The sequence below is a fragment of the Nocardioides sp. BP30 genome, assembly GCF_029873215.1.
GTDB lineage: Bacteria > Actinomycetota > Actinomycetes > Propionibacteriales > Nocardioidaceae > Nocardioides.
The window spans coordinates 1,315,259-1,332,883 of record NZ_CP123620.1 but is presented as its reverse complement, the minus strand read 5'-3'; the positions used below and the strand labels follow the sequence as shown (position 1 = coordinate 1,332,883).

Below are 17,625 nucleotides of genomic sequence, written 5' to 3'. Positions count from 1 at the left end.
CATTTCGCGTGACGCCGGTCCCGCCCTGGTGTTGGCTGGTGCCATGACCGTCGCGATCCGCACCATCACCTTCGACTGTGCCGACGCCCTCGCCCTCGCCGCCTTCTGGGCGAACCTGACCGACTGGCACGTCTTCCACGACGACGACCCGGAGGTGCTGGTCGCGCCGCACTTCCCCCACGCGGGCACCGACCTGCTGTTCATCCCGGTGCCGGAGGGCAAGTCCGCCAAGAATCGCCTCCACCTCGACCTCGCGCCCACCGACATGAGCCGCGACGAGCAGGTCGAGCGAGCCCTGGCGCTCGGAGCGACGCTCCTCGCGGACCACCGCGAGGCGGACGGCCGCGGCTGGGTCGTGCTCGCGGACCCGGAGGGCAACGAGTTCTGTATCGTGCGTTCCGATGCCGAGCGGGAGCCTGAGCCCCGGACGTTCCGGATCGGCTGAACGGGGTAGGTTGCGCGGGTGCGCATCGCCACCTGGAACGTGAACTCCATCCGCACCCGGATCGACCGCGTGCACGCCCTCCTCGACCGGCACGAGATCGACGTGCTCGCCGTACAGGAGACCAAGGCCAAGGTCGACCAGATCCCGACGATGGAGCTCGAGCTGCGCGGCTACGAGATGGCGGCGGTGGGTCACTCGCAGTGGAACGGCGTGGCGATCTTCTCCCGCGTCGGCCTGGAGGACGTCCAGGTGGGGTTCGAGGGCATGCCCCTGTACGGCGACCCCGAGCACGCCGAGGCCCGCGCCATCTCCGCGGTCTGCGGCGGGGTGCGGGTGATGTCGCTCTACGTCCCCAACGGGCGCAAGCCCGACGATCCGCACTACGTCTACAAGCTCGACTGGCTCGCCCGGCTCCGGGAGGCGTCGCAGGCCTGGCTGGACACGCCGACCGCCCTGGTCGGCGACTGGAACGTCTGCCCCTATGACGAGGACTGCTTCGACCCCTCGCAGTTCAAGAACTCCACCCACCTGACGCCGGCGGAGCGGGCCGCGTTCTTCGCGATCGAGGCCGACTACAGCGACGTGGTGCGGCCCTACGCGCCGGGCCCCGAGGTCTACACCTACTGGGACTACTACCGGCAGCGCTTCGAGCGCAACCGCGGCCTGCGGATCGACTTCGTCCTGGGCTCGCCGTCCTTCGCCTCCCGGGTGAGCGGCGCCTTCATCGACCGCGACGAACGCGACCCGGCGCAGGGCAGCGGGGCACCCTCGGACCACGCTCCGGTCGTCGTCGACCTGGGCGATTGACGGCGAAGAGACGGCGAAGTGACGGCGAGCGAGGTGGTGACGGTGTTACGCCGGGCGACGAGCGACGACGTACCGATGCTGCTGGCGCTGTGGGAGGTGGCGGCCGAGAATGACTCCCGGCCCACCGACACCGCGGAGAAGATCGAGGCGCTGCTGGGGCGCGACCCCGATGCGTGCACCGTCGCCGAGCGGGACGGCCGGCTGGTCGGCTCGCTGATCGCCGGCTGGGACGGCTGGCGCGCCCACCTCTACCGGCTGGCCGTGCACCCCGACGTACGGCGCCAGGGCGTCGGGCGACTGCTGCTCGCCGACGCCGAGGAGCGGTTCCGCGCCCTCGGCGCCGGTCGGATCGATGCGATGGTGCTGGAGGGCAACGACCTCGGGCAGAGCCTCTGGCGGTCGGCCGGCTACACGCCGCAGCCGCAGTGGCGGCGCTGGGTGAAGTCGCTGGGCTGAGGCGTGCGGTTTTGACCCCTGGGGGTCAAAACCGAACGTTGTCGGGCAAAGCATTGCCCCCCAAGCTGCGGTTTTGACCCCTGGGGGTCAAAACCGGCACCAAGCTCGATCACGCCCCAGCTCCCGACGAAAACTGTCGGAGGTCGCTGACACCCTCGGGCCATGGAGATCTTCGCGCTCTTCCTCGCCCTGGTCGTCGGCCTCGCGCTCGGCGCCGTGATCGGCGTGTTCTGGATCCGATCGCGGCCGGCACACCTGGAGGGCATGCTCGACCAGGCCGAGCTGATGCAGGGGCTGGACCGGCTCAGTGACCAGATGCACCACCTCGACCGCGCTCGCGCGCAGTGGCAGGGGCAGTTCCACGCGCAGGTCGACCAGTTGCAGCGCGAGACCCGCTCACTGTCCACCGCGCTGCGCCGCCCTCAGGTGCGCGGCCGCTGGGGTGAGCTGCACCTGCGACGCGCGGTGGAGCTGGCGGGACTGGTGGACCGCTGCGACTTCACCGAGCAGGTCCGCCTCGAGAGCGGCCAGCTGCGCCCCGACCTGGTCGTCCATCTGGCCGGCGGCCACCAGGTGGTGGTCGACGCGAAGGTGCCCCTCGAGGCACACCTCGACGCCACCAGCACCGACGATCCGGCCGAGCGTCACCACCACTTCGACAGGCACGCCCGGCAACTGCGCGGCCATATCGACCTGCTCTCCTCGAAGGCCTATTGGCGTGCGCTCCCGGAGAGCCCCGAGTTCGTCGTGCTCTTCATGCCGGCCGAGTCGTTCCTGGCGGCGGCGCTGGAGACCGACCCCTCCCTGATCGAGTACGCCGCGACGCGTCAGGTCGTGCTGGCCACCCCGACCACGCTGATCGCGCTGCTGCGCACCGTCGCCCACGGATGGGTGCACGAGACCCTGGCCGAGGAGGCTCGCGAGGTGCACCGCCTCGGCCGCGAGCTGCACCAGCGGCTCGCCACCTTCGACGGTCATCTGGACGCTCTGGGTCGCTCGCTCAACGCGAGCGTCACCCGCTACAACCAGGCCGTCGGGTCGCTGGAGAGCCGGGTGCTGGTCACGGCTCGCCGGTTCCGCGACCTCGGCGTCACCGACGACGAGCTGCCGACCCCGCAGCCGGTCGCGCTGCACGCCGTCCGGCGTGCCGCCGGGCACAGCGAGGCCGACGACCCTACCGTGGCGCTATAGGAGGATGGGCGTGAGCAGAACGATCTGGGACGAGGGCCACGAGCCGGGCGGGCGTGTCGTCGCGCTCGCGGTCGCCCTCGCCCTCACCGTCGCCGTGATCGACAGCCTGCTGGCCGGCCGGGTCGAGGTGCTGTTCGACGTCTGCTTCGTGCTGATCTGCACCGGCGTCGCCCTGTTGGTCCACCCCCGTGACTTCTTCTTCGTCGGCGTGCTGCCGCCGTTGCTGATGCTCGGGATCTTCGGGCTGTTCGCTCTCAGCAGCCGCAGCGGCATCGGCGCCGCCCACGGGGACGGCTTCCTCCAGGCGCTCATCTCCGCCCTCGGCCATCACAGCATCGCGCTCTTCATCGGCTACGCCCTGGCGCTTGCCTGCCTGGTGATCCGTCGCAACAGGCTCCTGCGCGGCACGATCACCCGAGGAAGCGCGACCAGTCGCCCGCACCCTCCCGCACGACCTCAGGCGTATCACCCGACCAGTCGATGACGGTCGTCGGCTCGGCCGGGGTGTCGCCGGCCTCGACGACGATGTCGACCTGGTGGTCGAGCTCCTCCTTCACGTCCCAGCCGTTGGTCCGGGGCTCGGACTCGCCGGGCAGGATCAGGGTGGAGGACAGGATCGGCTCCCCGAGCTCCTCGAGCAGTGCCCGGACCACCACGTGATCGGGGATGCGCACCCCGACCGTCCGCTTCTTGGGATGGAGCAGGCGCCGCGGCACCTCCGGGGTCGCCGGCAGGATGAAGGTGAACGGGCCGGGCGTCGCGGCCCGCACCGCGCGGAAGGCGTTGTTGTCCACGTGCACCAGCTGACCCAGCTGGGAGAAGTCGCGGCAGACCAGGGTGAAGTGGTGCCGATCGTCGAGGCCGCGGATCGCCAGGATCCGATCCCGGCCGTCCTTGTTGCCGATCCGTGACCCGAGCGCGTAGCCCGAGTCGGTCGGGTAGGCGATCAGCTGGTCGTCGCGCAGTGCCTGCACGATCTGGCCGATCAACCGCGGCTGGGGGTTGTCCGGGTGGACGTCGAGGTAGCGCGCCATCGTCGTGATGCCCGGGCTCAGCGGCCCGCGGCCTTGAGGTCGCGCCGCAGCTCCTTGGGCAGCGCGAAGATCAGCGACTCCTCCGCGCTGTGCACGACCTGGGGCGAGGGGAAGCCCTTCTCGGCGAGGACCGCCAGCACTCCCTGCACCAGCTTCTCGGGCACGCTCGCACCCGAGGTCACCGCCACCGAGCCGACGCCCTCGAACCAGGCGTCCTGCAGCTCGCTCGCGTCGTCGACCCGGCGAGCGTCGCGGGCGCCCGCCTCGAGCGCCACCTCGACGAGGCGGACAGAGTTCGAGGAGTTGCCCGAGCCGACCACGATCACCAGGTCGGTGCCCGCGGAGATGTCCTTGACCGCGAGCTGCCGGTTCTGGGTGGCGTAGCAGATGTCGTCGCTGGGCGGGTCGATCATCTCCGGGAAGCGCTCGCGCAGCGCCGCCACCGTCTCCATCGTCTCGTCCACGGACAGGGTCGTCTGGGAGAGCCAGACGACTCGGCCCGGGTCGCGCACCTCCAGACGCGCGACGTCCGTCGGTCCCTGGACCAGGTGGGTGCGCTCGGGCGCCTCGCCCATGGTGCCCTCGACCTCCTCGTGGCCGGCGTGCCCGATCAGCAGGATGTCGTAGTCCTGCGCCGCGAACCGCCTCGCCTCGAGGTGCACCTTGGTCACCAGCGGACAGGTGGCATCGATCGTCTTCAGCCCGCGCACCTCGGCGTCGGCGTGTACCGCCGGCGCCACCCCGTGGGCGGAGAACACCACGGTGGAACCCGAGGGGACCTCGTCCAGCTCGTCCACGAAGATGGCACCGCGCCCGCGCAGATCCCCGACGACGTGCTTGTTGTGCACGATCTCCTTGCGCACGTAGACAGGAGCGCCGTACAGCTCCAGGGCCTGCTCGACGGTGACCACCGCCCGATCCACCCCGGCGCAGTAGCCGCGCGGAGAGGCCAGCAGCACCGCCTTCTCCTCCTCGGAGATGATGCGCGGGGTGCCGAGGTCGATGCTCATGCGACGAGTCTACGGCCCCCGGCGGTCCTGAGGAGATTGTCAGTGCCGGCTCGTACGGTGGGCGGGTGCGGCGACTTATAGTCGCTTATAACTCCGCCCACCTATAAAGACCTGCGTCGACCCGAGGAGGTGCCGTGCTGCCGAACCCCTACACCCCCGGCGACCGCCCTCGCTTCTTCGTCGGCCGCGCCACCGAGCGACAGCTGCTCCGCGACAAGCTGGCCAGGGTCGCCGCGTACGGCGAGATGATGGGCCCGCTGACCATCGTCACCGGTCCGAGAGGCGTCGGCAAGACCTCGCTGTTGCGCGACGTCGCCGGCCAGGCCGAGGAGGACGGCTTCGTCATCGCCTGGGTCTCGTGCGTCAAGCAGCACCCGTTCCTGGCCGAGGTCGTCGACCGGGTCGAGCGCAGCCTCGAGCGGGCCGGGATCGGCTCCTCGGGCTCGAGGCGGATCAAGGACCTGACCGTCGAGGTGAGCGCTGGCTTCGCCAAGGTCCGCGCACGCCTGGAGGCCGGCCCGGTCGCCCAGCCGACGGCGCTGGTCGGCCCGCTGGAAGACCTGCTCGGCCGAGCCGGGCGGCTGGTGCGCGAGCGCGGGGGCAGCGGCCTGATCGTGATGATCGACGAGCTGCACGCGCCGCTGGAGTCGACCCGGGAGTGGGAGTACGCGCCCGAGCAGCAGGCGCTGCTGCACGGCGGCGTGCTGCTCAACGCCGTACAGAACCTCGCCGGGGAGCGCGCCGGGCTCCCCGTCGGCGTCATCGGCGCCGGCCTGCCGCAGACCAAGAGCCTGCTGACCCGCGCCGCCACCTTCGGCGAGCGCAGCCACGAGCTCGTCCTGGGAGAGTTCGACGACACCGATGCGGCACGCCTGCTCACCGAGCCGGCCGCGGCGCTCGACGTCACCTGGTCCGCCGAGGCCGTCACCGAGGTCGTGCGGACCGCGCGGGGCTACCCGCAGTCGCTCCAGATCCTGGGTGCCGCCACCTGGGACGCCGCCGCGCCGGAGCGGGGCTCGGAGCTGGACCTCGCTGCCGTGCAGGCAGGCTCGCACGCCGCCCGCAGCGCGCTCGCCTCGATCTTCGAGGCCCGGTGGGCGGTGGCGACCGCGGCGGAGCGGGCGTTCCTGTCGGCGATGGCTCGCGTCCAGCAGCCGGTCGTACGGCGCGGCGAGATCGCGGCGATGCTCGCCACCAGCACCGAGTCGCTGAGCATGGTGCGGCGCAACCTGATCGTCAAGGGGATCGTGGAGGAGGCGGGCTACGGCCGGCTCCGCTTCACGATCCCGGGATTCGAACGCTTCGTCCTCGCCCAGACCACCAGCACCAGGGAGCACTGATGGCACTGGAGACCTCGCTCGAGTCGCCGGCACCGGTGCGGCAGATCGCCACCGCGATCGCCGGCTGGGTGGACCGGCTCGGCGCGGTGTGGGTGGAGGGCCAGATCGCCCAGATCAACCGACGTCCGGGCATGCAGACCGTCTTCATGACGCTGCGCGACACCGTCGCCGACATCTCGGTGCCGGCGACCTGCAGCCGCACCCTCTTCGACGGTCTCAACCCCCCTCTGGTCGAGGGGGCGAGCGTCGTCGTCCACGGCAAGCCCTCCTACTACGCCAACCGCGGCTCCCTCTCGCTCCAGGTCCGCGACATCCGGATGGTCGGCCTCGGTGAGCTGCTCGCCCGGCTCGAGCGGCGCCGCCAGCTGCTCGCCGCCGAAGGGCTCTTCGCGGCCGAGCTGAAGCGCCGGCTGCCGTTCCTGCCCGGAGCTGTCGGGCTGGTCACCGCGCCCAACTCGGCGGCCGAGCGCGACGTCCTGGAGAACGCCCGCCGGCGCTGGCCCGCGGTCCGTTTCGAGGTGGCCTACGCCGCGATGCAGGGCCCGCGCAGCGCCGAGGAGGTCATCGGCGCCCTCCAGCGGCTCGACAAGCACCCCGAGGTCGAGGTGATCGTGATCGCCCGCGGCGGCGGGTCGGTCGAGGATCTCCTGCCGTTCTCCGACGAGGCGCTGCTGCGGGCGGTGCACGCCGCCACCACCCCGGTCGTGTCCGCCATCGGTCACGAGCCGGACTCGCCCCTGCTGGACCTGGTGGCCGACGTCCGTGCCTCGACCCCGACCGACGCCGCCAAGCTGGTCGTGCCCGACGTCGCCGAGGAGCTCCGGCTGGTCGACGCCGCGCGCGATCGCCTGCGCGGCACGCTCGCGCAGTGGCTGCAGCGCGAGCAGAACCTCCTCGCCTCGCTGCGCTCCCGTCCCGCCCTGGCCGACCCGACCAGCCTGGTGACCAGCCGGATCGACGAGGTCGCCCAGCTGCGCGAGCGCGCCCGCCGCTCGCTGACCCACCAGCTCGACCGGGCCGGCGACGACATCGCCCACCAGCGTGCGCGTGCCCGTGCGCTCAGCCCGCTGGAGACGCTGCGCCGCGGCTATGCCGTCGTGCAGGACGCCGACGGCCACGTGCTCGCGGGCGTGGGCGCCGTCACCTCCGGAACCTCGCTCAGCATCCGCCTGACCGACGGCCGGATCCATGCCACCGTCGGCGACATCGAGACCGACCCGATCGACAGCACCGAGGAGGGCCACGATGGCCACGAGTGACGAGCAGCCCAAGCCCAGCTACGAGGAGGCTCGCGAGGAGCTGATCGACGTCGTACGGCGGCTCGAGGCCGGCGGCACGACGCTGGAGGAGTCCCTTGCCCTGTGGGAGCGTGGCGAGCTGCTCGCCGGCGTCTGCCAGGAGTGGCTCGAGGGGGCCCGGGAGCGGCTGCGGACCACCGCCGAGGCGCAGGGCTGACGCCGGCGGTCGATCAGCCCAGCGGGCTGACCGAACCAGCAGGGCTGGCAGGGCTGGAGACGCCGGGGAGCTCCGCCTGGGTCAGCGACTGCATGAAGGTGGTGAAGTCCGCCTTGTCCGCCGAGCCGTAGACCAGCAGCACGTCATCGCCGAGCTGCATCGCATAGCCGGTGTCCCCGCCCGCGTCGGAGAACGTCGACCAGGCATCGCCGAGCGCGGTGTGCAGGGTCTTCTGACCGTCGCTGGAGGCGTTCTTGTCGATGTAGGTGGCCACCAGCGCGGTCAGTGGGGTCGCCTCCAGCCGCAGCCCGACGAACGAGTCGTGGTCGGTCACCACGCCCAGACCCCAGGTCGGCCCGGTGCCAGGACCGCTCGGCGGAGCGTAGTCGGCACTGGTCGCCTTCCAGCCCTGCGGCAGCGACGTCGGGTAGACCACCTTCAACGGTGCGCCGGCGGCCTGCACGTCGTGCACCGCGGATCGGTAGTCGACCGCACTGCCGCCCTCGTTCGGGGTGTCGTGGGTGACGTTGTTCAGCGCCCAGTAGACGACCACGACGATGACCAGCACGACCATCGAGACGATCAGACCGTGGAAGGTCCGCGGATACCGACGGGCGCCCTGCTCACTCACGGCACCATCGTCTCAGGTGCTCCCAGGCGGCGCCGAACCGCGGGCCCCCGACCCCTAGGGTGTCACCCGTGATCGGGGTCGTCTGCCTGCTGGCGCTGCTGGTGACGGCCCACCGTCATCCACGGCCGCGCACGGAGGCGCTGGTAGCGGTGGCGGCGGTGGCGCTCACCCTCGTCACCGGCTATCTGGGCCTGCACGCGGCCGGGGACGCCATCCGGCCGCTCGCACCGGTGGTCGGCTTCCTGGTGGCGATCCTGGTGGTCTCCGAGGTGTGCGCGCGAGCGGGACTGTTCGCCGCGGCCGCCGAGCTGGTCCGCCGCCGGTCGCGGCACAGCCCGCAGCGGCTCTTCGGCGGCGTGTTCGTCCTGGCCGCGCTCGTCACCACGGTGCTCAGCCTGGACGCCACCGTCGTACTCCTGACCCCTGTCGTCATCGGGGCGGCCCGGGGTCTCGGCGCCTCAGGGCGCCCGGGGGCCTACGCGTGCCTGCGGCTGGCGAACTCCGGCTCGCTGCTGCTGCCGGTCGCCAACCTGACCAACCTGCTGGCGCTGCCCTACCTCTCGCTGACCTTCGGCGGCTTCGCCGTACGGATGGCGCTGCCGTTGGTGGCCACGCTGGTCGTGGAGTACGTCGGCCTGCGGCTGCTCTTCGCCGGCGAGCTGCGCGCTCCCGCCACTCCCGCCACTCCCGCCGCCACTCCCGTCGCGGCAGCCGACGGACGAGGCTGGCGGCTCCCCGCTGCCGTGGTGACAGTGATGCTGATCGCCTTCGGCGCGTTGAGCCCGTTCGGCGTCGACCCGTGGGTGCCGGCGGCGATCGCGGCGGCGATCCTGCTCGGCTGGGGCGTACGACGCGGCATCCTCTCCCCCGCCGACGCCGTCCGCGCCGCCAACCCGTCGTTCGCGCTGTGGGTGCTCGCGCTCGGGGTGGTGGTCGCGGGGCTGTCGGCCGACTTCCTCGGGGATCTGGTCGGCCGGCTGCTGCCCGACGGCACCGGCTTCGCCGACCTGCTGCTCATCGCCGTGATCGGAACCCTCGCCAGCGCACTGCTGGCCAACCTCTCGGCGACCCTGCTGATCGTCCCCGTACTGGCGCCCCTCGGCGACACGGCCGTCCTGGCGGCGCTGCTCGGGCTGACCATCGGGGCCGGCCTGACCTGGACCGGCAGCCTGGCCAACCTGCTGTGGCGGCGCACCCTGGCCCGCGACGGCATCACGCCTGGCAACGGCCGCTTCCACCTCGTCTCGCTGACGCTCACGCCGGTGGCCCTGGTGGCCGCCGTCGCGGCCCTGACCCTCACCTGAGCCGCTTCCCGCATCGCTCCCGCGTCGCTCCGGAGCTGCGCCGTCCGGCTGGATCGATCAAACTGAGCAGACCCCGGCAGCCCCGCTCAAGGCCGATACAGTCGCCTCATGAGCGACTCCTCCCACCTGCCCGAGCCCCTCGACGTCGCGCCGCAGGCACCCGACCGCAACCTGGCGCTCGAGCTGGTCCGGGTAACCGAGGCGGCGGCGATGAGCGCCGCCCGGTGGGTGGGCCGGGGCGATAAGAACGGCGCCGACGGGGTGGCTGTCAACGCGATGCGGGTGATGATCTCGACCGTCTCGATGAACGGCACCGTCGTGATCGGCGAGGGCGAGAAGGACAACGCCCCGATGCTCTACAACGGCGAGAGCGTCGGTGACGGCACCGGCCCCGAGGTCGACGTCGCCGTGGACCCGATCGACGGCACTACCCTGACCGCGAAGGGGATGAGCAACGCCGTCTCGGTGCTGGCCGCAGCGCCCCGGGGCGCCATGTACGACCCCTCGGCGGTGTTCTACATGGAGAAGCTCGTCACCGGCCCCGAGGCGGCCGACGTCGTCGACATCCGCCTCCCCGTCGCCGAGAACATCCACCAGGTCGCCAAGGCGAAGGGCACCAAGCCCTCCGACATCACCGTGATCGTGCTGGACCGTCCCCGGCACGCCGGCCTGGTCGAGCAGATCCGCACCGCCGGCGCCCGGATCAAGTTCATCACCGACGGCGACGTCGCCGGCGCCATCTCGGCTGCCCGCAGCGGCTCGGGCGCCGACCTCCTGCTGGGCATCGGCGGTACGCCGGAGGGCATCGTGGCGGCCTGCGCGATGAAGGCGATCGGCGGCACGATCCAGGGTCGGCTGTGGCCCAAGGACGACGAGGAGCGGCAGAGGGCGCTGGACGCCGGGCACAACCTCGACCCCGACAACGTGCTCCACACCGACGACCTGGTCACCGGCGACGACTGCTTCTTCGTGGCCACGGGCATCACCGACGGCGACCTCATGCAGGGCGTCCGGTTCCTGCCCGGCGGTGCGGTGGTCACGGACTCGCTGGTGATGCGCTCGCGCTCCGGCACGATCCGCAAGATCACCTCCGAGCACCAGCTCTCCAAGTTGCAGGCCTACTCGGCGATCAACTTCGCCGGCTGACCCCCCCGAGGCGTCACCGCGTGACAGTCGAGGCGTCACCGCGTGACAGTCGAGGCGTCACCACCGGCGGTTGTCGTACGTCGGCCGCAGCGCACGACGCAGCTCGTCCGTCCATGAGTCGACCCGGTCCGGGCTGAAGTCGCCGAGCCGCACCACGATCACGGTCCAGCCGTGCTCGCGCAGCCAGGCGCGACGTACCTCGTCGGCGCGTCTGTGCTCCGCGGTGCCGTGTGCCTCCTGCCCGTCGTACTCCACGCAGACCCGGCGCGAGGGCCAGGCGAAGTCGAGCCGGTAGGTCGGGACGCCGTCGACGTCGATCCACCACTGCGGCTCCGGCATCGGCAGTCCCGCGTCGATCAGGGTGAGCAGCACCCAGCTCTCCCGCGGGGATTCGACGCGCGGCTCGATCAGCTCGATCAGCTCGCGCAACTGCACGACGCCGCGCCGGCGCCGGAACCGGCGGACGAGCGTGCGCAGGTCCTGCTTGCCGACCCCGTGCAGCCGGCCGAACTCGTTGAGGGCGGCGTAGGCCTCGCGCCGGCGCAGCCTTGCTCCGAGATCCGCGGCCGTGCGCAGCGGCGTGGTGACCGCCACGCCCTCGACCCGCTCGACATCCTCCTCGGCCAGGTCCCTGATGCCACCCTCCAGCTCCCTGCGGCGGCTGCGGGTGCGACCCGGCCGGGCACACGTCTCCAGCATCGGTACGCCGCCGGGCTCGGCGTACTCGAAGACGTCGATGCCGTGCAGCCACGCCGCACTCCGATCGACCACCACCTGACCGGGCCCGACGACCCTGGCCAGCGCTGCGGCACGCACCTGCAGGTCGACCGGCTGGTCGCGCTCGACCCAGACGCCTGTGAGGACCTGGCGGTAGTCGCCGGCGCGAGCGCGACGGTAGAAGGTGTGCCGGGCGATGCCGAGCCGCTCCAGGTCCGCCACGGTGATCGTCTCGAGGGTCATGCCCGCCACGATGACGAAAGGCGCCGCTGCCCTCCAGGCTCATCGCTGAGGCTGTGGACAACGGCGCCGCTCGGCGTACCTGTGGACGGTTTCTGCCCCTTTCAGGGCCGATCCGTCGGTCACCCGCTGACTACTCGAACGCCATTCTCCGACGTCTCGCGTGTCACCAGGTGACGGGTCGACCTACTCGGAGAGGCGCAGCCCGCTCTCGGTGTCGAACACGTGCACGTCGCCGGGGTCGGTGGTGACGTGGATGGTGTCGCCCTTGCTCACCTTGTCCTTGGCACTGACCCGGACGATGACCGTCGAGGGCGTGCCCTCCACGTCGCAGGATCCGTAGACGAACGAGTCCGAGCCGAGCTCCTCGACGACCGTCACCGAGATCGGCAGGCCGCCGTCCTCGGCACCGACGAGACGCCATGCCTCCGGCCGGACGCCCACGGTGATGTTGCCGGTCATCTTGTTCGCGGCGGTCGGGTCGACCGGCACCAGGTAGCCGCCGATCTTGGCCGCACCGTTGTCGGCCTTGGCCTCGATGAGGTTCATCTGCGGGGAGCCGATGAAGCCGGCCACGAAGAGGTTGACCGGGCGCGAGTAGAGGTTCAGCGGGGTGTCGACCTGCTGGATCTCACCCTTGTTCATCACCGCGACCCGGTCGCCCATCGTCATCGCCTCCACCTGGTCGTGGGTGACGTAGACGGTGGTGGTGCCGAGGTCGGCCTGCAGCTTGGCGATGTCGGTACGGGTCTGCACGCGCATCTTGGCGTCGAGGTTCGACAGCGGCTCGTCCATGCAGAAGACCTGCGGCTGACGCACGATCGCGCGGCCCATCGCGACGCGCTGGCGCTGGCCGCCGGAGAGCGCCTTGGGCTTGCGCTCGAGGTACTCGGTCAGGCCCAGGATCCGGGCCGCCTCGTCGACGCGGCGCTTGCGCTCGGCCGGGTCGACCTTCGCCATCTTGAGCGAGAACGCCATGTTCTCGGCCACCGACATGTGCGGGTAGAGCGCGTAGTTCTGGAAGACCATCGCGATGTCGCGGTCCTTGGGCGGCATGGTGGTGACGTCGCGGTCGCCGATCAAGATGCTGCCGGAGGTCACCTCCTCGAGCCCCGCGAGCATGCGCAGGGTGGTCGACTTGCCGCATCCGGAGGGGCCGACGAGCACCATGAACTCGCCGTCGCGGATCTCGAGGTCGATGCCGGGCACCGCGGGGCTGTCCGCCCCCGGATACCAGCGCTGGGCCTTCTGGAAGGTCACCGATGCCATGTTGAGTTGCTCCTTCACCGGCAGGTACGTGCCGGACGATCCGTTGTGAAGTGATGCCACAGCTGTGGCGCGGATCACTGTACGGCATGCCCCCATAGGCATGCCGGCGTCTCAACCGGGAACAGTTTCAACACTGGACGTCAGCGGCCTCAGGGTTTACACCTGTGACATGGGTCACTGTCGCCGACGGCGCGACATCGGGGAAGGAGCGGGGCGATGAGGGGACCGCGACGAACACGAGGGCTCGCTGTCGGCCTGGCCGCCGCGCTGGCGTCGACCACGCTGGCGGCCTGCAGCGCAGCGAGCGGCAGCAAGCCGGAGATCATCTGGTACACCAACCCGGACAACGGGGGGCAGGCGGCGCTGGCCAAGGCCTGCAGCACCTCGCGCTACACGATCACCACGCAGACGCTTCCCCAGGACGCCACCCAGCAGCGGGTCCAGCTCGCCCGACGGCTCAACGCCCACGACAGCTCCATCGACCTGATGAGCCTCGACCCGGCCTACACCGCCGAGCTGGCCAACGCCGGCTACCTGGCGACCATCCCCGCCGCCCTGCAGGCCAGCCTGAAGGCCCAGTCGTTCAAGGGCGCGGTCGACGCCTCGAGCTGGAACGGCAAGCTGGCGGTGGCGCCGTTCTGGTCCAACACCCAGGTGCTCTGGTACCACAAGTCGGTCGCCCAGAAGGCCGGGCTGGACATGAGCCAGCCCGTCACCTGGGCGCAGATCATCGACGCCGCCGCGAAGACGGGCACGAAGGTGGCCGTCCAGGCGAACAAGTACGAGGGCTACGTCGTCCTGATCAACGCGCTCGTGATGGGGGCCGGCGGTGAGATCGTCAGCGACCTCACCAAGGGCGTGGACGCGAAGATCGACATCGACTCCGCCGCCGGCCGCGCCGCCGCGGCCGTGGTCCAGAAGCTCGCCCACAGCGCCGCGACGCCACCGGACCTCTCGATCGCCCAGGAGGGCCAGTCGGAGTCGACCTTCGCCTCGGCCAGCGGCGGCTTCCTGACGAACTGGACCTACATCTACAGCGCGCACAGCAAGGCGATGGGCGACGACCTCGGCTACGCCCGCTACCCCGAGACGGTCGCGGGCAAGACGTCGCGCCCGCCGTACGGCGGCATCGGCATCGGCGTCAGCAAGTACTCCCACCACGTCGCCCTCGACATGGCGGCGGTGAAGTGCCTCACCTCCCCGACCAGTCAGGGCAAGTACGCCGTGGCCGAGGGCAACATGCCCGCCAGCGCCGCCGGCTACGCCTACCCCGCGCTGCAGAAGGCCTACCCCGCCGACCTGCTCAAGCTGTTCCAGCAGAGCGTCACCGACGCCGGCCCGCGGCCCGCCACGCCGTACTGGAGCGACATCTCCGGCGCCCTGCAGTCCACCTGGCACCCGCCGGCATCGGTGAACCAGGGCACGCCGGCCGCCTCCGCGGCGTTCATCAGTGACGTTCTGCACGGAAGGAGCCTGCTGTGACCACCACCGTCGCCACCGCCGCGACCCGCCGCGAGCGGCCGGCCGCCACCGACCGGGCGGTCGCCGAGAACCGGCTCGGGCTCAAGCTGGTCGCGCCGGCCGTCATCGTGATGCTCGTGGTGACCGCCTGGCCGATGATCCAGGCGCTCTACCTCTCGCTCTACCGCTACCGGCTCACCACCCCCGACGACCGGGCGTTCGTGGGGCTGCGCAACTACGGCACGATCCTGACCGACTCGCTGTTCTGGCGCGACACGTTCAACACCGTGGTGATCATGCTGGTCAGCGTCGCCGTCGAGCTCGTCGTCGGCTTCGTCTTCGCGATGGTGATGCACCGGGTGATCTTCGCGAGGGGCATCATCAGGACCTCGATCCTGATCCCCTACGGCATCATCACGGTGGTCTCGGCCTTCGCCTGGCAGTTCGCCTTCAGCCTCAACAACGGCTTCGTCAACAGCTGGTTCGCCTGGCTGCCCGGCATCCAGACCGGCGCGGACGCGACGAACTGGTTCGGCCACCACTGGCCGGCGATGTTCGCCATCATCGTCTCGGAGATCTGGAAGACGACGCCGTTCATGTCGCTGCTGCTGCTCGCCGGCCTCTCCCAGGTCTCCGAGGACATGATCGAGGCCGCCCAGGTCGACGGCGCGACCTGGTGGCAGCGACTGTGGAAGGTGATCCTGCCGAACATGCGGGCGGCGATCATGGTCGCGGTGCTCTTCCGCGCGCTGGACGCGTTCCGGATCTTCGACAACATCTACGTGATGACCCGCGGTGCGCAGAACACCGAGTCGTCCTCGTTCCTCACCTACAGACAGGTGATCGAGCAGTTCCAGCTCGGACTGGGATCGGCGCTCTCGGTGCTGCTGTTCCTGACAGTGCTGCTGCTCGCCTTCGGCATCGTCAAGCTGTTCCGGGTCGACCTGGCCCGGGCCCGAGGGGAGGGCTGATGGCCCGCACGACGCGCAAGACGCTCTTCGGCACCGGCGTCGGATTCGTGGTGATCATGGTGTGGTGCCTGCTGCCGGTCGCCTGGATCCTGTCGCTGTCGTTCAAGTCGCAGGACGAGACCAACTCCGGCAGCCCGCAGTTCCTGCCCAAGCACTGGACCATCCAGAACTACCGCGACATCCTCAACAACAGCGACTTCCTCTACGCGCTGCGCAACTCCTTCGGCATCGCGATCATCGCCACCGTGCTGTCGGTGATCTTCGCGACGCTGGCGGCGTACGCGATCGCCCGGCTGGACTTCAGGGGCAAGCGGCTGGTGCTCTCGCTGGCGCTGGCCATCGCGATGTTCCCGGTGGTCTCGCTGATCAGCCCGCTGTTCGACATGTGGCGCACGTTCCACCTGTTCAACACCTGGCCCGGCCTGATCATCCCCTACATGACCTTCACCCTCCCGCTGGCGATCTGGACGCTGTCGGCGTTCTTCCGCGAGATCCCGTGGGAGATGGAGCAGGCCGCCCAGGTGGACGGCGCCACGCCCTGGCAGGCGTTCCGCAAGGTGATCGTCCCGCTGGCCGCGCCGGGGGTCTTCACCGCCGCGATCCTCACCTTCTTCTTCGCGTGGAACGAGTTCGCCCTGGCGATCTCGCTGACCTCCACCACCTCGGCCCGCACCGTCCCGGCGCAGATGTCCTTCTTCGTCGGCGGCGACCCGTTCAACCCGCCGTACGGCCAACTCGCCACGGCGTCGGTGATCGTCACGATCCCGATCGTGATCATCGTCCTGCTCTTCCAGCGCAAGATCGTCGCCGGCCTGACCTCCGGCGCAGTGAAGGGGTGACCCCATGGCGTCCATCACCATGAACCACATCGTCAAGAAGTACGGCGACGGCTTCCCGGCGGTCAACGACGTCAGCATCGACGTCGCCGACGGGGAGTTCATGATCCTGGTCGGGCCCTCCGGCTGCGGGAAGTCGACCCTGCTGCGGATGATCGTCGGGCTGGAGGACATCACCTCCGGCGACATGCTCATCGGCGACCGGCGGGTCAACGACCTCGCCCCGCGCGATCGCAACCTGGCGATGGTGTTCCAGAACTACGCGCTCTACCCGCACCTGACGGTCTTCGAGAACATCGCCTTCCCACTGCGGCTGGCCGGTGCCTCGGACAAGGAGGTCGACGAGAAGGTCCGGGCTGCTGCCGAGACGCTCGAGCTCAACGAGCACCTGGAGCGCAAGCCGGCCAACCTCTCCGGCGGCCAGCGCCAGCGGGTGGCGATGGGCCGCGCGATCGTCCGCAACGCCGACGCCTTCCTCTTCGACGAGCCGCTGTCGAACCTCGACGCCAAGCTGCGCGGCCAGATGCGCACCGAGATCTCCCGGCTGCAGAAGCGGCTCGGCATCACCACCGTCTACGTCACCCACGATCAGATCGAGGCGATGACGCTGGGCGATCGGGTGGCGGTGCTCAAGCGCGGCATCCTGCAGCAGCTGGCCACCCCGCGCGAGCTCTACGACAACCCGGCCAACCTGTTCGTGGCCGGCTTCATCGGCTCCCCGCCGATGAACTTCATGCCCGCCACCGTCGAGGGCACCACCCTCAAGCTGCCCTTCGGCGAGGTCGAGATCCCGGCCGAGAAGGCCGAGCGGGTGGCCGGTTCGGGGCTGCTGATCGCGGGCATCCGGCCGGAGAGCTTCGCCGAGGCCTCGGCGCCGCACGCGCGCGACGTCTCCGACGCGAACACCTTCGAGGCGACCGTCGACGTGGTGGAGTGGCTGGGCAACGAGACCTACGCCTACATCCCGTTCGAGGCGCCGCCGGAGGTGCAGAGCCAGCTCACCCAGCTCGAGCAGGAGCTGGACGGCGAGGTAGTCAGGACCCAGCTGGTGATCACCCTCGACGGCTCCAGCCAGGTGCGCGAGGGCGACAAGGTCACGATCTGGATGGACTCGGCGAAGGTGCACCTCTTCGACCCGAAGACGACCGAGAACCTGACCGTCGACCTCGATCGCGCCGGCCGGATCCCGGAGCGGGAGGACGCGCTGGCCGGGGCACCGGGTCCGGCCGCTGGCACCACGCCGGACGCCTGAGCCGCCTGAGGCCGCCTCGGCCGTCCGATCGCGTCCCGTCGCGGCGGGACGGCGGGGCGG

Annotated in this window: 19 protein-coding genes; 14 read left to right on the top strand and 5 right to left on the bottom strand. The window is 70.6% G+C overall.

Annotated elements, in window-relative coordinates; translation table 11 throughout:
- Positions 1-43: 43 nt before the first annotated feature.
- From P5P86_RS06205 to P5P86_RS06185, 5 genes are all read left to right on the top strand, one after another.
- Positions 44-445 carry a VOC family protein gene (locus P5P86_RS06205; RefSeq protein WP_280610433.1) on the top strand — a complete coding sequence of 134 codons (402 nt, stop codon included), beginning with the start codon at positions 44-46 and terminating at the stop codon, positions 443-445.
- An 18-nt stretch (positions 446-463) separates the two neighbouring features.
- The gene (locus tag P5P86_RS06200; RefSeq protein ID WP_280610432.1) at positions 464-1,252 is read left to right on the top strand and encodes an exodeoxyribonuclease III; all 789 of its coding nucleotides are present in this window, start codon (positions 464-466) and stop codon (positions 1,250-1,252) included.
- Between the two features lie 18 nt (positions 1,253-1,270).
- Positions 1,271-1,708: a GNAT family N-acetyltransferase gene (locus P5P86_RS06195; protein WP_280610431.1), complete on the top strand. Its 438-nt coding sequence runs from the start codon at positions 1,271-1,273 to the stop codon at positions 1,706-1,708.
- Between the two features lie 162 nt (positions 1,709-1,870).
- Entirely contained in the window at positions 1,871-2,899 is a 1,029-nt protein-coding gene (locus P5P86_RS06190; protein ID WP_280610430.1) for a DNA recombination protein RmuC, read from the top strand.
- A gap of 10 nt (positions 2,900-2,909) precedes the next feature.
- Positions 2,910-3,383, top strand: coding sequence for a DUF6542 domain-containing protein (locus P5P86_RS06185; protein WP_280610428.1), 474 nt, complete (start codon positions 2,910-2,912; stop codon positions 3,381-3,383).
- On the opposite strand, the gene P5P86_RS06180 is transcribed toward P5P86_RS06185, so the two are convergent.
- Both P5P86_RS06180 and P5P86_RS06175 read right to left on the bottom strand, forming a co-directional pair.
- Complete coding sequence (locus P5P86_RS06180) at positions 3,310-3,933, bottom strand: L-threonylcarbamoyladenylate synthase (RefSeq protein WP_280610427.1); 624 nt, start codon at positions 3,931-3,933, stop codon at positions 3,310-3,312. The genes P5P86_RS06185 and P5P86_RS06180 overlap by 74 nt on opposite strands.
- Positions 3,934-3,950: 17 nt before the next feature.
- Positions 3,951-4,943, bottom strand: coding sequence for a 4-hydroxy-3-methylbut-2-enyl diphosphate reductase (locus P5P86_RS06175; protein WP_280610426.1), 993 nt, complete (start codon positions 4,941-4,943; stop codon positions 3,951-3,953).
- A 134-nt stretch (positions 4,944-5,077) separates the two neighbouring features.
- Between P5P86_RS06175 and P5P86_RS06170 the strand changes: the two genes are divergently transcribed.
- Genes P5P86_RS06170 through P5P86_RS06160 form a run of 3 tightly spaced genes read left to right on the top strand, consistent with a single transcriptional unit; the run spans position 5,078 to position 7,738 of the window.
- A complete protein-coding gene (locus P5P86_RS06170) occupies positions 5,078-6,283 on the top strand; it encodes a DUF8462 domain-containing protein (RefSeq protein ID WP_280610425.1) in 1,206 nt (401 codons plus the stop codon).
- The gene (gene xseA, locus P5P86_RS06165) at positions 6,283-7,542 is read left to right on the top strand and encodes an exodeoxyribonuclease VII large subunit (RefSeq protein WP_280610424.1); all 1,260 of its coding nucleotides are present in this window, start codon (positions 6,283-6,285) and stop codon (positions 7,540-7,542) included. The genes P5P86_RS06170 and xseA overlap by 1 nt, the downstream gene beginning before the upstream one ends.
- Positions 7,529-7,738 (top strand): exodeoxyribonuclease VII small subunit, encoded by a 210-nt coding sequence (locus tag P5P86_RS06160; protein WP_280610423.1) that lies wholly within the window; start codon positions 7,529-7,531, stop codon positions 7,736-7,738. Before xseA ends, P5P86_RS06160 begins: the two co-directional genes overlap by 14 nt.
- A 13-nt stretch (positions 7,739-7,751) precedes the next feature.
- Here the strand turns inward: P5P86_RS06160 and P5P86_RS06155 are convergent, their stop codons facing one another.
- A complete protein-coding gene (locus P5P86_RS06155; RefSeq protein WP_280610422.1) occupies positions 7,752-8,369 on the bottom strand; it encodes a DUF4245 family protein in 618 nt (205 codons plus the stop codon).
- Positions 8,370-8,437: 68 nt separating this feature from the next.
- On the opposite strand from P5P86_RS06155, the gene P5P86_RS06150 reads away from it, so the two are divergent.
- On the top strand, positions 8,438-9,673 hold the full coding sequence (locus P5P86_RS06150) for an SLC13 family permease (protein ID WP_280610421.1): 1,236 nt from the start codon (positions 8,438-8,440) through the stop codon (positions 9,671-9,673).
- 108 nt (positions 9,674-9,781) lie between these two features.
- On the top strand, positions 9,782-10,819 hold the full coding sequence (glpX, locus tag P5P86_RS06145) for a class II fructose-bisphosphatase (RefSeq protein WP_280610420.1): 1,038 nt from the start codon (positions 9,782-9,784) through the stop codon (positions 10,817-10,819).
- A 57-nt stretch (positions 10,820-10,876) separates the two neighbouring features.
- On the opposite strand, the gene P5P86_RS06140 is transcribed toward glpX, so the two are convergent.
- The gene (locus tag P5P86_RS06140) at positions 10,877-11,779 is read right to left on the bottom strand and encodes a type IV toxin-antitoxin system AbiEi family antitoxin (protein WP_280610419.1); all 903 of its coding nucleotides are present in this window, start codon (positions 11,777-11,779) and stop codon (positions 10,877-10,879) included.
- A gap of 183 nt (positions 11,780-11,962) precedes the next feature.
- Positions 11,963-13,045, bottom strand: coding sequence for an ABC transporter ATP-binding protein (locus P5P86_RS06135; RefSeq protein ID WP_280610418.1), 1,083 nt, complete (start codon positions 13,043-13,045; stop codon positions 11,963-11,965).
- Positions 13,046-13,261: 216 nt separating this feature from the next.
- Here P5P86_RS06135 and P5P86_RS06130 point away from each other — a divergent pair, with 216 nt between their 5' ends.
- Genes P5P86_RS06130 through P5P86_RS06115 form a run of 4 tightly spaced genes read left to right on the top strand, consistent with a single transcriptional unit; the run spans position 13,262 to position 17,565 of the window.
- The gene (locus P5P86_RS06130) at positions 13,262-14,527 is read left to right on the top strand and encodes an extracellular solute-binding protein (RefSeq protein ID WP_280610417.1); all 1,266 of its coding nucleotides are present in this window, start codon (positions 13,262-13,264) and stop codon (positions 14,525-14,527) included.
- A complete protein-coding gene (locus P5P86_RS06125; RefSeq protein WP_280610416.1) occupies positions 14,524-15,477 on the top strand; it encodes a carbohydrate ABC transporter permease in 954 nt (317 codons plus the stop codon). Before P5P86_RS06130 ends, P5P86_RS06125 begins: the two co-directional genes overlap by 4 nt.
- On the top strand, positions 15,477-16,316 hold the full coding sequence (locus tag P5P86_RS06120; RefSeq protein ID WP_280610415.1) for a carbohydrate ABC transporter permease: 840 nt from the start codon (positions 15,477-15,479) through the stop codon (positions 16,314-16,316). Before P5P86_RS06125 ends, P5P86_RS06120 begins: the two co-directional genes overlap by 1 nt.
- Positions 16,317-16,320: 4 nt before the next feature.
- On the top strand, positions 16,321-17,565 hold the full coding sequence (locus P5P86_RS06115; RefSeq protein ID WP_280610414.1) for an ABC transporter ATP-binding protein: 1,245 nt from the start codon (positions 16,321-16,323) through the stop codon (positions 17,563-17,565).
- Positions 17,566-17,625 lie beyond the last annotated feature (60 nt).

Coding starts and splice junctions, on each gene's coding strand:
- P5P86_RS06205 (WP_280610433.1), top strand. CDS start 44: ATGACCGTCGCGATCCGCACCATCACCTTCGACTGTGCCGACGCCCTC.
- P5P86_RS06190 (WP_280610430.1), top strand. CDS start 1,871: ATGGAGATCTTCGCGCTCTTCCTCGCCCTGGTCGTCGGCCTCGCGCTC.
- P5P86_RS06180 (WP_280610427.1), bottom strand. CDS start 3,933: ATGGCGCGCTACCTCGACGTCCACCCGGACAACCCCCAGCCGCGGTTG.
- P5P86_RS06175 (WP_280610426.1), bottom strand. CDS start 4,943: ATGAGCATCGACCTCGGCACCCCGCGCATCATCTCCGAGGAGGAGAAG.
- xseA (WP_280610424.1), top strand. CDS start 6,283: ATGGCACTGGAGACCTCGCTCGAGTCGCCGGCACCGGTGCGGCAGATC.
- P5P86_RS06160 (WP_280610423.1), top strand. CDS start 7,529: ATGGCCACGAGTGACGAGCAGCCCAAGCCCAGCTACGAGGAGGCTCGC.
- glpX (WP_280610420.1), top strand. CDS start 9,782: ATGAGCGACTCCTCCCACCTGCCCGAGCCCCTCGACGTCGCGCCGCAG.
- P5P86_RS06140 (WP_280610419.1), bottom strand. CDS start 11,779: ATGACCCTCGAGACGATCACCGTGGCGGACCTGGAGCGGCTCGGCATC.
- P5P86_RS06135 (WP_280610418.1), bottom strand. CDS start 13,045: ATGGCATCGGTGACCTTCCAGAAGGCCCAGCGCTGGTATCCGGGGGCG.
- P5P86_RS06130 (WP_280610417.1), top strand. CDS start 13,262: ATGAGGGGACCGCGACGAACACGAGGGCTCGCTGTCGGCCTGGCCGCC.
- P5P86_RS06120 (WP_280610415.1), top strand. CDS start 15,477: ATGGCCCGCACGACGCGCAAGACGCTCTTCGGCACCGGCGTCGGATTC.
- P5P86_RS06115 (WP_280610414.1), top strand. CDS start 16,321: ATGGCGTCCATCACCATGAACCACATCGTCAAGAAGTACGGCGACGGC.